This is a genomic window from Bradyrhizobium sp. CCBAU 45389 (genome assembly GCF_028128625.1).
Classification (GTDB): domain Bacteria; phylum Pseudomonadota; class Alphaproteobacteria; order Rhizobiales; family Xanthobacteraceae; genus Bradyrhizobium; species Bradyrhizobium liaoningense_B.
In genome coordinates this window covers 84,560-98,293 of sequence record NZ_LBIY01000081.1, presented here as the reverse complement: position 1 = coordinate 98,293, position 13,734 = coordinate 84,560, and the positions used below count along the sequence as shown (strand labels likewise).

General features: G+C 65.5%; 15 protein-coding genes. 6 read left to right on the top strand and 9 right to left on the bottom strand.

Annotated features, from left to right (window positions below; all coding sequences use genetic code 11):
- Positions 1–41: 41 nt before the first annotated feature.
- The 5 genes from rplS to ffh form a co-directional block, all read right to left on the bottom strand.
- The gene (gene rplS / locus XH79_RS12895) at positions 42–422 is read right to left on the bottom strand and encodes a 50S ribosomal protein L19 (RefSeq protein WP_018643929.1); all 381 of its coding nucleotides are present in this window, start codon (positions 420–422) and stop codon (positions 42–44) included.
- A 108-nt stretch (positions 423–530) separates the two neighbouring features.
- The gene (trmD, locus tag XH79_RS12890) at positions 531–1,286 is read right to left on the bottom strand and encodes a tRNA (guanosine(37)-N1)-methyltransferase TrmD (protein ID WP_271581910.1); all 756 of its coding nucleotides are present in this window, start codon (positions 1,284–1,286) and stop codon (positions 531–533) included.
- 105 nt (positions 1,287–1,391) lie between these two features.
- Positions 1,392–1,952, bottom strand: coding sequence for a ribosome maturation factor RimM (rimM, locus tag XH79_RS12885; RefSeq protein ID WP_212346399.1), 561 nt, complete (start codon positions 1,950–1,952; stop codon positions 1,392–1,394).
- A gap of 9 nt (positions 1,953–1,961) precedes the next feature.
- Positions 1,962–2,294, bottom strand: coding sequence for a 30S ribosomal protein S16 (rpsP, locus tag XH79_RS12880; protein ID WP_018643926.1), 333 nt, complete (start codon positions 2,292–2,294; stop codon positions 1,962–1,964).
- A gap of 86 nt (positions 2,295–2,380) precedes the next feature.
- Positions 2,381–3,925, bottom strand: coding sequence for a signal recognition particle protein (gene ffh, locus XH79_RS12875; RefSeq protein WP_271581909.1), 1,545 nt, complete (start codon positions 3,923–3,925; stop codon positions 2,381–2,383).
- A gap of 317 nt (positions 3,926–4,242) precedes the next feature.
- Here ffh and XH79_RS12870 point away from each other — a divergent pair, with 317 nt between their 5' ends.
- Positions 4,243–5,307 carry an MBL fold metallo-hydrolase gene (locus XH79_RS12870; RefSeq protein WP_271581908.1) on the top strand — a complete coding sequence of 355 codons (1,065 nt, stop codon included), beginning with the start codon at positions 4,243–4,245 and terminating at the stop codon, positions 5,305–5,307.
- A 176-nt stretch (positions 5,308–5,483) separates the two neighbouring features.
- Entirely contained in the window at positions 5,484–5,894 is a 411-nt protein-coding gene (locus XH79_RS12865) for a hypothetical protein (protein WP_271581907.1), read from the top strand.
- A gap of 36 nt (positions 5,895–5,930) precedes the next feature.
- Here XH79_RS12865 and XH79_RS12860 read toward each other — a convergent pair whose 3' ends face one another.
- Both XH79_RS12860 and XH79_RS12855 read right to left on the bottom strand, forming a co-directional pair.
- Positions 5,931–6,632 (bottom strand): SIMPL domain-containing protein, encoded by a 702-nt coding sequence (locus XH79_RS12860; protein ID WP_271581906.1) that lies wholly within the window; start codon positions 6,630–6,632, stop codon positions 5,931–5,933.
- Positions 6,633–6,637: 5 nt separating this feature from the next.
- Positions 6,638–7,402 carry a GyrI-like domain-containing protein gene (locus XH79_RS12855; RefSeq protein WP_271581905.1) on the bottom strand — a complete coding sequence of 255 codons (765 nt, stop codon included), beginning with the start codon at positions 7,400–7,402 and terminating at the stop codon, positions 6,638–6,640.
- 201 nt (positions 7,403–7,603) lie between these two features.
- Here XH79_RS12855 and dapF point away from each other — a divergent pair, with 201 nt between their 5' ends.
- Together dapF and mtaB are read left to right on the top strand one after the other, a co-directional pair.
- A complete protein-coding gene (gene dapF, locus XH79_RS12850; protein WP_271581904.1) occupies positions 7,604–8,479 on the top strand; it encodes a diaminopimelate epimerase in 876 nt (291 codons plus the stop codon).
- Positions 8,479–9,732 (top strand): tRNA (N(6)-L-threonylcarbamoyladenosine(37)-C(2))-methylthiotransferase MtaB, encoded by a 1,254-nt coding sequence (mtaB, locus tag XH79_RS12845; protein WP_271581903.1) that lies wholly within the window; start codon positions 8,479–8,481, stop codon positions 9,730–9,732. The genes dapF and mtaB overlap by 1 nt, the downstream gene beginning before the upstream one ends.
- A gap of 193 nt (positions 9,733–9,925) precedes the next feature.
- Here mtaB and XH79_RS12840 read toward each other — a convergent pair whose 3' ends face one another.
- Together XH79_RS12840 and XH79_RS12835 are read right to left on the bottom strand one after the other, a co-directional pair.
- Complete coding sequence (locus XH79_RS12840) at positions 9,926–11,035, bottom strand: DUF2336 domain-containing protein (protein WP_271581902.1); 1,110 nt, start codon at positions 11,033–11,035, stop codon at positions 9,926–9,928.
- Between the two features lie 248 nt (positions 11,036–11,283).
- On the bottom strand, positions 11,284–11,985 hold the full coding sequence (locus XH79_RS12835; RefSeq protein WP_212346646.1) for an RluA family pseudouridine synthase: 702 nt from the start codon (positions 11,983–11,985) through the stop codon (positions 11,284–11,286).
- Between the two features lie 57 nt (positions 11,986–12,042).
- Between XH79_RS12835 and ftsY the strand changes: the two genes are divergently transcribed.
- A complete protein-coding gene (gene ftsY / locus XH79_RS12830) occupies positions 12,043–12,990 on the top strand; it encodes a signal recognition particle-docking protein FtsY (protein ID WP_271581901.1) in 948 nt (315 codons plus the stop codon).
- A gap of 2 nt (positions 12,991–12,992) precedes the next feature.
- On the top strand, positions 12,993–13,595 hold the full coding sequence (locus XH79_RS12825) for a septation protein A (protein WP_018643916.1): 603 nt from the start codon (positions 12,993–12,995) through the stop codon (positions 13,593–13,595).
- The last annotated feature ends 139 nt before the right edge of the window (positions 13,596–13,734 follow it).

The window sequence follows — 13,734 nt, the reverse complement described above, 5'->3', positions numbered from 1 at the left end:
CCGAGCCCCGCGCTTTCGAAAGACTTGCCTGATGGCGATGCTTACTCGCCGACGGCGGCCTGACGGTCCTGCTTCTCGACGATGCGGGCCGACTTGCCGCGGAGGTTGCGGAGATAATAGAGCTTGGCGCGACGCACCTTGCCGCGGCGCACCACCTTGATCGAGTCGATCATCGGGGAGAGCAGCGGGAACACGCGCTCGACGCCCTCGCCATAGGAAATCTTGCGGACGGTGAAGCTCTCGTTGAGGCCACCGCCGGAACGGCCGATGCAGACGCCTTCATAGGCCTGCACGCGGGTGCGGTCGCCTTCGACGACCTTCACGTTGACGATCACGGTGTCGCCGGGGGCGAATTCCGGGATCTCCTTGGTGGCGGAGAGCTTCTCGAACTGCTCTTTTTCAAGCTGTTGGATCAGGTTCATGGGGTAATCTCCATCGGCGCGCCCAGCCGCAGATCGGGGGCTGCGCGAAATTCGTCTATCCAGCTATTGCGGATTTGGCCGCTCCTATAAGGCAAGCCGGAGCGTTTGTCACCCGTCTGTCTTGTTTTTTGGCGTTTTTTGGCGACGGGGCCGAATCGGGGGCTTGGGCGGGATTTGGGCCCATAAATCCGGCCGCCGGGCCTCTGTCAGGGCCTCGGATTGCGCCCGCCGCCAGCTGGCAACCTTGGCGTGGTCGCCCGAGGTCAGGATTTCCGGGATCGGGACCCCCTCGAACAGCTGGGGGCGGGTGTATTGGGGGTATTCGAGCAGGCCGTCGGCGAAACTTTCCTCGGTCCCCGAGGCTTCCTTGCCCATCACCCCCGGCAGCAGCCGGACGCAGGCGTCGATCAGGGCCAAAGCTGCGATTTCGCCCCCTGAGAGCACGTAATCGCCGATCGAGACCTCCTCCAGGCCCCTCCCGTCGATCACCCGCTGGTCGATCCCCTCGAACCGCCCGCAGACGATCAGCGGGCCGGGCCCCTGGGCGAGCTCGGTGACGCGGGCCTGGGTCAATGGCCGACCGCGAGGGCTCATCAGCAGACGTGGCCGCTCAGGCCCGATCTCCGCGGCATCGATGGCAGCCGCCAGAACATCCGCCCGCAGCACCATGCCCGGGCCGCCACCCGCAGGGGTGTCGTCGACGCTGCGATGGCGGTCGGTGGCGGAGGCCCGGATGTCCCGCGCCTCGATCTCCCACAGTCCGGAGGCCAGCGCCCGCCCGGCCAGACTCACGCCGAGCGGCCCCGGAAACATCTCCGGAAACAGCGTCAGCACCGTCGCGCGCCAGGGTGAGGGGGATGTCATCGGATCTCAGTTGTTGTCGTCCCGGCGAAGGCCGGGACCCATAGCCATCGCACTCAATTGTGCGACGGCTGGAGCTGCCAGCTTAGCCAAAACCACGATTTGTGGTTATGGGTCCCGGCTTTCGCCGGGACGACTCGCGGAAGGGGTCTCGTCCTCGTCCCGATCGCCCTCGATCTCCTGCGGCAGCGCGATCACGACGCGTCCGCCTTTGAGGTCGACCTCCGGCACCACCGCATTCGAAAACGGCAGCAGCATCGTCGCGCCCTTGAGCGGTGCGATCTCGATGATGTCGCCGGCGCCGAAATTATGGATCGCGAGCACGCGGCCGAGCGCATCGCCATCCGTGGTGACAGCGGCGAGCCCGATCAGGTCGGTGTGGTAATATTCGTCCTCGTCCGTCGCGGGCAGTTTTTCGCGCGGGACGTAGAGCTCGATGCCGTTGAGGCGCTCGGCCTCATCGCGGGTCGTGACGCCCTTGAACGTCGCGACCAGATGATCTTTTGCCTCGCGCGCCGTTGCGACCTCGAACTGGCGCTTGCCGTCCTTGGCGAGAAGCGGACCGTAGTGCTTCACGGCAAACGGATCTTCGGTGAAGGTCCATAGTTTGACCGCACCGCGCACACCATGCGCGGCGCCGATCCGCGCGACGCAGACCAGCGCCGACATGGTCTAGCCTTAGCCCTTCGCGGCGGCTTCGGCCTGCGCCTTGCGCTCCTTGCGCGGCACGGCCTTCTCGGGGTTGTTGCGCGCTTCGCGCTTCTTGACGCCGGCGGCGTCGAGGAAGCGCATCACGCGGTCCGACGGCTGCGCGCCCTTGGCGAGCCAGGACTTCACCTTGTCCATGTCGAGCTTCAGGCGAGTCTCGTTGTCCTTCGGCAGCAGCGGGTTGAAATAGCCGAGACGCTCGATGAAGCGGCCATCGCGCGGGAAACGCGAATCGGCGACGACGACGTGATAGACGGGACGCTTCTTGGTGCCTGCACGGGCGAGGCGGATAACGACGGACATTCAGTTCTCCTTCAAAGTACGTTTTGTTCGGTTGATTGGTATTCCGCGTCACGCGAGACCGGTTGAGATCCCCCGCGACGAATTCCTCATTTCTTCTTGCCAGGGAAACCGCCGAGGCCCGGCAACGTCGGCTTGCCGCTCAGCCCGGTCAGTCCAGGAAGATTGGGCAGGCCGCCGCGAAGCCCGGGCGGCAGATCCTTCGGCAGATTCGGAAGGCCACCGCCGCCGGCCTGCATCTTTTCCTGCATCGCCTTCATTTCTTCCGGCGACGGCATCTTCATGCCGCCGCCAAAGCCCATCGCCTGCGCGATGCCGGCGAGCGGGCCGCGCTTGCCCGAGCCCATGGCCTTCATCACGTCGGCCATGTTCCGGTGCATCTTCAAGAGCTTGTTGACGTGCTCGACGCTCTGGCCGCTGCCGGCCGCGATGCGCTTCTTGCGGCTTGCTTTCAGCAGGTCCGGATGACGGCGCTCGTCGCGCGTCATGGAATCGATGATCGCGACCTGGCGCTTCAAGATCTTGTCGTCGATGCCGGCGGCCGCGATCTGGTTCTTCATCTTGGAGATGCCGGGCATCATGCCCATCAGCCCGCTGATGCCGCCCATGTTCGACATCTGCAGCAGCTGCTCGCGCATGTCGTTGAGGTCGAACTGACCCTTGCGCATGCGCTCGGCGGTGCGCGCGGCCTTCTCGGCGTCGATATTGGCGGCGGCGCGTTCGACCAGCGAGACCACGTCGCCCATGCCGAGGATGCGGCCGGCGATACGATCGGGGTGGAAATCCTCCAGCGCATCGGTCTTTTCACCGGTGCCGATCAGCTTGATCGGCTTGCCGGTGACCGCGCGCATCGACAGCGCAGCGCCGCCGCGGCCGTCGCCGTCGACGCGTGTCAGCACGATGCCGGTGAGGCCGACGCGCTGATCGAACGAGCGCGCGAGGTTTACCGCGTCCTGGCCGGTGAGGCTGTCGGCAACCAGCAGCACTTCGTGCGGATTGGCCGCCGCTTTGATCGCCGCGGCTTCCGCCATCATCTCTTCGTCGAGCGTGGTGCGGCCGGCGGTGTCGAGCAGCACGATGTCGTAGCCGCCGAGCTTGCCGGCTTCGAGCGCGCGCTTCGCAATCTGCGGCGGCTGCTGGCCCGCCACGATCGGCAGGGTCGGAATGTCGAGGTCGCGGCCGAGCACGGCCAGCTGCTCCATCGCCGCCGGGCGATAGACGTCGAGCGAGGCCATCAGCACCTTGCGCTTGTCGCGCTGGACCAGGCGGCGGGCGAGCTTCGCGGTGGTGGTGGTCTTACCGGAGCCCTGGAGACCGACCATCATGATCGGCACCGGGGGCACGGAATTGACGTCGATGGTCTGGCCTTCGGCGCCGAGCGTGTTGATCAGCTCGTCATGGACGATCTTGACCACCATCTGGCCGGGCGTGACCGACTTGACGACGGTGGCGCCGATCGCCTGCTCGCGCACGCGCTCGGTGAAGCTGCGCACGACCTCGAGCGCGACGTCTGCCTCCAGCAGCGCGCGGCGCACCTCGCGCATCGCGGCGTCGACGTCCTTTTCGGTCAGCGCGCCGCGCCCCGTCAGGCGATCGAGAATGCCACCAAGCCGTTCCGACAGATTGTCGAACAATGCCGTTGTCCTTGTCCTGCTCGCCAGAATGGCGATCTTCCAAACACCTTTGCGCCCGAGGGCGCATAGCGCTGTCGGGCGTTGACCTCCGGCCTCGAGGACCGGTCGGCGGGTCGAAAAGAAAGCCTTTCCGAGAAAGTGGCGGGGTTAAACGCCGCTCCCGCCTAAAAGTCAAGGAAAGTTAGGGTGCCGGGACGCCTTTGGTAGGGCAAGATACTGAAAATATGCCCCTTTTTGCGACAGGTTCCTTTTTTGGCGGCCCGGCCCATATAGGCGGGTGATGTCTTACCATCCCGACCATCCCTAGAAGCCCGCCCGTGCCGGTCACCCGCCGCCGCCTTTTCGGACTGCTTGCCGGAGCCGGTGCCCTGGTCGGCGTCCCCTCCCTCTGGATGTCCCGCATGAAGACCTATGACGGACCCGCCTCCGACCATTTCAACGGCCTGCACTTCTTCGATCCGGATGGGGCGCCGCCAAAATCGCTTCGCGAGGTGCTGCGCTGGCAGTTCAGCGGCAAGCGGCAGCGGGCGGCCTGGCCGGATTGGGTTCCGAGCCCCCATGCCGACACCCCGCCGGCGCGGGTCGACGGTGACAAGGTGCGGCTCTCCTTCGTCGGCCACGCCAGCTGGCTGATCCAGGCCGGCGGCGTCAACATCCTGGTCGATCCCGTCTGGTCCTCGCGGGTCTCGCCGGTCGCCTGGGCCGGGCCGAAGCGGCACAACGATCCCGGCGTCGCCTTCGAGAAGCTGCCGAAGATCGACGTCGTGCTGGTCTCGCACGGCCATTACGATCATCTGGACATGGCGACGCTGTCGCGCCTCGCGAAGAATTTTGGCCCGCGCGTGGTGACCCCGCTCGGCAACGATGTGACGATGCGCGGCGTCGATCCCACGATCAGGGCGGAAGCGTTCGACTGGCACGACCGCGTCGAGCTCGGCGAAGGCGTCGCCGTGCATCTGGTGCCGACCCGGCACTGGACCGCGCGCGGCCTGTTCGACCGCAACAAGGCGTTGTGGGCGAGCTTCGTGTTGGAGACGCCGGCTGGGAAAATCTACGTGGTCTGCGATTCCGGTTATGGCGATGGCCGGCATTTCCGCCGCGTCGCCGAGAAGCACGGGGCCCTACGCCTCGCCATCCTCCCCATCGGCGCCTACGAGCCGCGCTGGTTCATGCGCGACCAGCACATGAATCCGGAAGATGCCGTGAAGGCGCTAGGCGATTGCGGCGCGCAACAAGCGCTCGGGCATCATCACGGCACGTTCCAGCTGACGGACGAGGCGATCGACGCGCCGGCGAAAGCGCTTGTCGAAGCGCTCGATGCTGCGAAGATTCCGCAGGAGCGGTTCGTGGCGATGAAGCCCGGGCAGGTGGTGGAGATTTAGGTCGTGTACCCGTAAACCCGGCGGCGTGATGCGACGGAAGCAATGTCCGCTTTGCTCCTATCGCGACAAGTTCGTGCGGCTCTGCGCCGTTGAACCAGAAAGCCCCTGACGCAACAAAACACCATGAATTTCTTTCGGTCGGAAGACCTTGATCGATCGACGGACGGAGCCGACCTGTGGGATTTTTGCTGAGAATTGTGCTCGCAACCGCTCTTGTGAACCTTGCTCCAGCCGTCGCCCGGGCGAAGGACGCCGTCGCTTCTCCTGCCTTGCAGAAGGAATTCGATGGCTTCATCGAGAAGTTTCGCGCGGCGCTGAAGGCAAACGATTCCGTCGCCGTCGCCGGTATGACACGATTGCCGTTCATGAACGACAACGCAATTCGCGACGCCGCGCAATTTGGCGCCAAGACCTATCGGACCTCGTTCACGGCAAAAAATCGCGCGTGTATCCAGCGCGGCAAGGCCGTCTACGATCGCGATGATTATAAGAACGACAGTTACTTCGTCTTCTGCGGCGAGCTCATCTTCGTCTTTACCAAGACGCAGGCGGGGTTCCTTTTTACAGATATCAGCGCGAATGACTGATTAGGTGTTGCGCCGACGTGCCTCTTACGAACGAGACTATTGCCCAGCCTTGATCGCCCAGCTCACATTCACCGTCACCGACAGGGTCTCCTCGCCCGGTGCGACGGCGGCAGGCGCGGCCATCGGCGCTGCTGCGACTCGTGCCTTGAACAGCGGCACCGGGCCACCGCCTTCGGAGACGCTGAGCGGCGTGCCAAGCGTCACGCCGGTGGCCTTCGCATAGATCTCCGCCTTGCGCCGCGCGTCGGCCACCGCCTGCTCGCGCGCGTCGTCGAGCAGCTTTGAGGCCTGCGTCACCTCGAACGAGATGTTGCCGATGTCGTTCGCGCCGGCGCTGACCAGCGTGTCGATGATGGTTGCCACCTTGGTCACGTCGCGGATCTTCACGGTGACGCGATTGGAGGCGCGGAAGCCGACGACAGGCGAGGCGCCGGTGGATTTGTTCTGGCCGTATTGCGGCTGCAGCGACAGCCGCGAGGTCTGGTAGTCCTTCTCGGCGATGCCGGCGCCCTTCAGCGCCAGTAGCACCTTGCCCATCGCGGCGTTGTTGGCATCGGAGGCCTCCTTCGCCGTCTTGGCGTCGCTGGCGACACCGGCGTCGAGTTGCGCGAGATCAGGTGCCGCGGACACGGAGGCTTCGCCGCTCACCGAGATCGCGGCGGGAAAATCGTCGGCGCGCGCGGGTGCGGCCAGCAAAGTGGTGGCAAGGACGGCGGCGAGTACGGCAGGCTTTTTCATCACTCTCACTTCAGCGGCACGAAAACGTTGATCACGAGCTTGTCCTCGGCCGTCTTCAGGGGATCGGTGAGGTATTCCTCGATGAAGGTGTCCTTGGCTTCCAGTCTCTTGTCGTCGAGGTGATTGGTGATCGCCTCATAGGTGTTGTCCATGTTGTCGTAGGAGCCGCGATGGACGAATTTCAGTGCCTTGCCCTCCGGCGATTTGCCGACGCTCATGTCCTTGGGCAGGTTCTTCGGGTCCTGCTCGACCGGGATCTCGGCGAGGAAGGTGAAGCCGGTGTCATCCGTCGAGGTGTAGACGATCATCGAATTGCCGGCGTGCTTGATGCCCTGCTTGTCCAGCAGCGTGTTCAGCGCCTTGAAGGCGTCGATCAGCGTGTCGAAGGCGGAATCCCAATTGGCAGTGCCCTTGACCATCACGACCTTCTTCGGCTCCAGCGTGGTCTCGAGGCCGAAGGGGTCGGCGGTCTGCACCGGGGCAGGGGTGGCGGCCGCAGCCGGCGGCGGGCTGGGCGAGGCGCTGGCTGCGGGCGCTGGCGATGCTGCAGGAGCGGGTGAGGCGCTCGCCGCAGGCGAGGGTGTCGCCGCGGGGGCGGGCGAGGCACTTGCAGCCGGAGCGGGCGAGGCCGGCGCAGGACTTGTCGAAGAGGGGCTTGCCGATGCCGCCGGCGCCGGGCTCGGGGTCTGCGCCAGCACGCTGGACAGCCCAAACGACATGGCCGCCGCCGGGATCAGCGCAGCCATAGCGAAACGACGAAAAATGTTCATTTTATTCTCCCCAGACCTTGCCCACCAAGGCCTTAACCGGGCCGCGTATCCCGGGTCGCGCGAACCGCGCCGTTCTAACACGCGAGCGCCGAATTCGTCCCATGACAGATGCGTCATGGCAGATGTCCTGCTCGGGGTGGCAAATCACTGGCCAAGCGGCCAAGGATCGCCATATAAGGCAGGCGAAATTCGGGAATTTTCATGAGCGCGCTGGCCAACCACGCATTTGCCAAGATGAACGGCATCGGCAACGAGATCGTCGTTGTCGACATGCGCGATTCCGCAGGCCGGGTGACGCCGGACGACGCCCGCGCCGTGGCGTCCGCGCAGGGCGGCGTGCCCTACGACCAGCTCATGGTGCTGCAGAAGCCGCGGCTCGACGGCACCGAGGCCTTCATCAGCATCTACAACAATGACGGCTCCGAAGCCGGCGCCTGCGGCAACGGCATGCGCTGCGTGGTCCGCCGCATCTTCGAGAAGACCGGCCAGAGCACGGCGACGTTCGAAACCGCCGCCGGCCTGCTCAACGCCTGGCAGGGCCCCGCGCCGGAGCTCTACACGGTGGACATGGGCGCGCCAAAATTCGGCTGGCAGGACATTCCGCTGGCGGAAGAGTTTCGCGACACCCGCTACATCGAATTGCAGATCGGGCCGATCGACAATCCGATCCTGCATTCGCCGTCAGCGGTGAGCATGGGCAATCCGCACGCGGTGTTCTGGGTCGACGACGTCAACGCCTACGATCTCGGGCGCTTCGGTCCGCTGCTCGAAAACCACCCGATCTTCCCCGAGCGCGCCAACATCACGCTGGCCCATATCGTCGATCGCGAGCACATCACCATCCGTACCTGGGAACGCGGCGCGGGGCTGACCCGGGCCTGCGGCTCGGCGGCGTGTGCGACGGCGGTTGCGGCCGCGCGGCTGAAGCGCGCTGAGCGCAAGGTCGAGATCACGCTGCCCGGCGGCAAGCTCGGCATCGAATGGCGCGAGCGCGACGACCATGTGCTGATGACGGGCACGGCGACCTTCGAATTTGAGGGCAATTTCGATCCGGCGCTGTTCGCGCCGGTCGGCTGATGGCCGTCGACATCGTCACCTTCGGCTGCCGCCTCAACGCTTTCGAGGCCGAGGTGATCCGCCGTGAGGCGGAGGGCGCAGGCCTTTCCGACACCATCGTCATCAACAGCTGCGCCGTCACCAACGAGGCGGTGGCACAGGCGCGCCAGTCGATCCGCAAATTGAAGCGCGAGCGCCCCGAGGCGCGCATCGTCGTCACCGGCTGCGCGGCGCAGACGCAAGCTGCGATGTTCGCCGGCATGGCCGAGGTCGATCGCGTCGTCGGCAATGACGACAAGATGCGCAGCGAGGCGTGGCAGCAGACGCGTGATGCGTTCGACATCGGCGCCAGCGAAAAGATCGCCGTCAGCGACGTCATGTCCGTCCGGGAGATGGCGCCGCATCTCGTCGACGGCTTTGCGACCGGCCTGCCCCGCGTGTTCGTGCAGGTGCAGAACGGCTGCGATCATCGCTGCACCTTCTGCATCATCCCGTTCGGTCGCGGCAATTCGCGCTCGGTGCCGATGGGTGCCGTGGTCGAGCAGGTGCGCACCCTGGCCGAGCGCGGCCATGCCGAGATCGTGCTGACCGGCGTCGATCTCACCAGCTATGGCGCTGACCTGCCCGGCGCTCCGAAGCTCGGCATGCTGACGAAACAGATTTTGCGGCACGTGCCGGAGTTGAAGCGCCTGCGCATCTCCTCGATCGATTCGATCGAGGTCGACAGCGACCTGCTCGACGCGATCACTGAGGATGCGCGGCTGATGCCGCATTTGCACCTGTCGCTGCAGTCAGGCGACGACATGATCCTGAAGCGCATGAAGCGACGGCACTTGCGGCAGGATGCGATCGCGTTCTGCAACCAGGTCCGCCGCCTGCGCCCTGATGTCGCCTTCGGCGCCGACATCATCGCGGGTTTCCCGACCGAGACCGAGGAGATGTTCTCGCGCTCGCTCGATCTCGTCGAAGAATGCGGACTGACGTTCCTGCACATCTTCCCCTATTCCCCGCGCCCCGGCACGCCCGCCGCGCGGATGCCGCAGGTGGCGGGTGGCGTGATCAAGGAGCGTGCGAAGCGGCTGCGCGCGGTGGGAGACGCGGCATTACGGCAGCGGTTGCAAGCCGAGATCGGCGCGACGCGCGATGTGCTGATCGAGAGCGAGGGGCAGGGCCGCACGGAGCATTATCTGCCGGTGGCGATTGCGGACGAGCGGGTGGGGAGCATCGTGCCGCGGAAGATTGCCGGCAGTGATGGCGAGCGATTGACGACGTAATCTGCGGTCATCCCACAATTGCATCCCCAACGTCGTCCTGGCGAAAGCCAGGACCCATTACCCCAGGGCGTAGTTGTTGAATGCGATTGATAACCACCAGTCTTCGTCAAACCGAATTCGGTGGTAATGGGTCCTGGCTTTCGCCAGGACGACAGCGGAGGGCTTGGCACGCAGCGCGGGCCTGACGCGCGCTCTACGACGCCCTTACCTGCCAGAACCGCAGCGTGCGCCTTGCGTTGTCCGGCGTCATGCGCGCGTAATGCCCCTGCGCCTTGGCAAGGTCGGCCGGCTTCATCGCACCGGTCGCAAAACGGCTTTCGAGCACGGCGACCGTCGTGTCCCAGCTGAGCTGCGCCGCCTTGCACGGCACCAGCAGGCCGTCCTCGCGCAGGCTCTGCATCAGCGGGCGAATCACCTCGACGGTCGATCCGGACAACGCGGCCAGCGCGGCGGCGGTCTCTTCATAGCGCCGCTGCCTGGCGAAGCCGAGCAACGTCGCCTCGTTGAGCTGGCCGGTGGCTTTGAGATGGGCGATGGCACGCTTGGCGCCTTCGAAATCGCGAACGCTCGACATCTCGCGCTCGACGCCGACGGTGACGGCGGCGATCGCGCTCTGGATTTCCTCGAACAGATGCGGCGGCGCGCGCGACAACAGGCGCGTGCGGACCACGTCCGTCGCCGAGCGCAGCAATTGGCGGCGTAGCTCCGACGGCAGGTCGACGCGGACGCCGACGCTCACGGCGAGCTCGGGATCGCTTTCGGCCTGGCCGACGATGACGGTGAATCCGCTTCCGGAGACACGCGCGCCGGGATTGGCGGCGAGCCGGCGGCTGACGCTGGGATAGCGCCGCGCCAGCAATGCGTCAGTGACGATCTCCTTCAGCCACCAGCGGCCGGCGACTGCGAGCAGATGCGGCTCGCCTTTGCTGGAGGCAATCTTGACCAGCTCGCCATCGTCGAGGCGCGCGGATTCCTGCAGCACGGGACCGGCGATGCGGATCTCGTCATTGTTGGCGAGGCGGCGGATCACGGAAGGCGGCGCCTGCGCGATCGGCGCAAGCTGGGCGCTGATCTCGGCCAGCGCCACGCGTGCGCCCATGTCGGCAATCGCGCGCAGCTCGATGGTGCGGATCAGACGCTCGAGCACGTCGTCGAACAACGCGATCTGCTCGTCGCTGAAACTGCCGGCGGAGGACAGGAACAGGTCGGTGACCCGCCGCGCCGTTTCCAGGCCCTTTTCAGGCGAGCCGATCCGAAGTGCGGATTCGACCTCGTCGATGATCGATAGCTCGGCCTTGGGCATGACGCGCGGCTCGTCCTGAGCGAATTGACGGAAGCTTGTTCTAAGCGACCGTTATCATTAGAGGCGAGCCCTGAACGTTTCGTAAACCATGGCGCGGATGGCGGAGCACTGCCCTGCTCCCAGACCGGCCACCACTCCTCATCCTGAGGAGCCGCGTAGCGGCGTCTCGAAGGATGGCCGCGGGCGACAGTTGGGCCTTCATGGTTCGAGACTGCGCCGACGCGCCTCCTCACCATGAGGGTCGACACCTATTCCCCATTCCACCCGCAGGCACGGAGCTTCTCGTGCATATGCGGCGGGGCCGGCGCGACCACGCGGACCGGCTCCTTGTTGCGGGAGATCGGCACCACGATCTCGCGGGAATGCAGATGCAGCTTCGGCTCGCCGAAGCGCGGGCCGTTGCCGTAAATGTTATCGCCGAAGATCGGCCAGCCGCTCTCCGCCGAATGCACGCGCAATTGATGGGTCCGCCCGGTCACCGGTTCCATGGCGAGCCAGGTGAAACCATCGCCCCGGCCCATCACCTTCCAGTTGGTGATCGCCTTCTGCCCGTCCGGATCCGGCTTCTGCCACCAGCCGCGTTCGGCATTGAGCCGGCCGAGCGGCATGTCGATGGTGCCCTCATCTTCGGCAGGGCCGCCCTCGACCACGGTCCAGTAGGTCTTGCCGATCTTGCCATGCTTGAACAGCAGGCCCAGCGAGGCGGTCGCCTTGCGATGGCGCCCGAGCACGAGGCAACCGGAGGTGTCCTTGTCCAGCCGGTGGGCCAGCACCGGCGGCCGCGGCAGGCCGAAGCGGAGCGCGTCGAAGGAATCCTCCAGATTGGCGCCGCCCTTGGGGCCGCGATGCACGGGCAGGCCGGCCGGCTTGTCGATGATCAGCATCAACCCATCGCGATGGAGCACGCGGGCCAGGATCTCGTCGGCGGTCAATGCGGGAACATCGAGCAATTGCAAGACTTTCGGTCAAGGCTTTCGTTTGCGAGCCGGAACGGCTAACACGCCACCATGAACGATACCACCTCCGAGACCCCCAAGCTGAGCTGGTGGCGCCGCCTGTCCAACGGGCTGAAGCGTACCTCGTCCTCGCTCGGGACCGCGGTCGCCGACCTCGTCACCAAGCGCAAGCTCGACCGCGCCATGCTCGACGACATCGAGGACGTGCTCTTGCGGGCCGACCTCGGGACCTCCGTCGCGGTGCGCATTGCCGATGCCGTCGGCGCAGGCCGCTACGACAAGGCGATCTCGGCGGACGAGGTCAAGGACGTCGTTGCCACCGAGGTCGAGAAGGTGCTGTCGCCGGTGGCAAAGCCGCTCGAGATCGATGCGGCCAAGAAGCCGTTCGTCATCCTCGTCGTCGGCGTCAACGGTTCCGGCAAGACCACCACCATCGGAAAGCTTTCGCAGAAATTCGCATCCGAAGGCCGCAAGGTGATGCTCGCCGCCGGCGACACGTTTCGCGCGGCCGCCATCGAGCAGCTCAAGGTGTGGGGCGAGCGGACGAAGACGCCGGTCATCGCGGGCGCGCAGGGCTCGGATTCGGCCAGTCTTGCCTTCAACGCGCTCACCGCGGCGAAGGAGCAGAGCATCGACGTGCTGCTGATCGACACCGCCGGCCGGCTGCAGAACAAGGCCGAGCTGATGAACGAGCTCGAAAAGGTCGTGCGCGTGATCCGCAAGGTGGATGACACTGCGCCGCATGCCGTGCTGCTGGTGCTCGATGCTACAGTCGGCCAGAACGCGCTGTCGCAGGTCGAGGCGTTCCATCGCACCGCCGGTGTCACCGGCCTCGTGATGACCAAGCTCGACGGCACCGCGCGCGGCGGCATTTTGGTGGCGCTTGCGGAGAAGTTCAAACTGCCGGTGCATTTCATCGGCGTCGGCGAAGGCGTCGACGATCTCGCGCCGTTCACTGCGCGCGATTTCGCCCGCGCCATCGCCGGAATCGAAAGCTGAGAATGGACAAGACCCAGCCGCATCCGCTGTTCAAGCTTGCGACCGAGCTCGGTCCGTTGCTCGTGTTCTTCTTCGTCAATGCGAAATTCAACCTGTTCGCCGCGACCGGCGCCTTCATGGTCGCGATCGTCGCGGCGATGGCCGCCTCCTACGTGGTGACGCGCCACATCCCGATCATGGCGATCGTGACCGGCGTGATCGTGCTGGTGTTCGGCACGCTGACCCTGGTGCTGCATGACGAGACCTTCATCAAGGTCAAGCCGACCATCATCTACGGTCTGTTCGCCGCGATCCTCGGCGGCGGCCTGTTGTTCGGCCGCTCCTTCATCGCCGTGATGTTCGACCAGATGTTCAACCTGACGCCGCAGGGCTGGCGTATCCTCACGCTGCGCTGGGCGCTGTTCTTTGCCGGCATGGCAGTGCTGAACGAGATCGTCTGGCGCACCCAGAGCACGGATTTCTGGGTGAACTTCAAGGTGTTCGGCGTCACCCCGATCACGATGATCTTCGCCATCGCCCAGATGCCGCTGACCAAGCGCTACGGGATCGAGCCGGCCTCGCTGGAGACCAGCGAGGCCGAAGCCGGGGATGTGAGGAAGGGGTAGGGCGAAGCGCCCCCCAGCATACCGCTGTCATGCCCCGGCTTGACCGGGGCATCCAGTACGCCGCGGCTTCTCCGTATACGACTGACGTCTCTGGAATACTGGATCGCCCGATCAAGTCGGGCGATGACAGTTGAGCATG

Excerpts from the sequence above, each read along its gene's own strand:
- XH79_RS12855 (WP_271581905.1), bottom strand. The coding sequence starts at position 7,402 with ATGAACATTTTTCGTCGTTTCGCTATGGCTGCGCTGATCCCGGCGGCG.
- rpsP (WP_018643926.1), bottom strand. The coding sequence starts at position 2,294 with ATGTCCGTCGTTATCCGCCTCGCCCGTGCAGGCACCAAGAAGCGTCCC.
- dapF (WP_271581904.1), top strand. The coding sequence starts at position 7,604 with ATGAGCGCGCTGGCCAACCACGCATTTGCCAAGATGAACGGCATCGGC.
- rimM (WP_212346399.1), bottom strand. The coding sequence starts at position 1,952 with ATGTCGGCGCTGGTCTGCGTCGCGCGGATCGGCGCCGCGCATGGTGTG.
- XH79_RS12860 (WP_271581906.1), bottom strand. The coding sequence starts at position 6,632 with ATGAAAAAGCCTGCCGTACTCGCCGCCGTCCTTGCCACCACTTTGCTG.
- XH79_RS12840 (WP_271581902.1), bottom strand. The coding sequence starts at position 11,035 with ATGCCCAAGGCCGAGCTATCGATCATCGACGAGGTCGAATCCGCACTT.
- trmD (WP_271581910.1), bottom strand. The coding sequence starts at position 1,286 with ATGACATCCCCCTCACCCTGGCGCGCGACGGTGCTGACGCTGTTTCCG.
- mtaB (WP_271581903.1), top strand. The coding sequence starts at position 8,479 with ATGGCCGTCGACATCGTCACCTTCGGCTGCCGCCTCAACGCTTTCGAG.
- XH79_RS12825 (WP_018643916.1), top strand. The coding sequence starts at position 12,993 with ATGGACAAGACCCAGCCGCATCCGCTGTTCAAGCTTGCGACCGAGCTC.
- ftsY (WP_271581901.1), top strand. The coding sequence starts at position 12,043 with ATGAACGATACCACCTCCGAGACCCCCAAGCTGAGCTGGTGGCGCCGC.
- rplS (WP_018643929.1), bottom strand. The coding sequence starts at position 422 with ATGAACCTGATCCAACAGCTTGAAAAAGAGCAGTTCGAGAAGCTCTCC.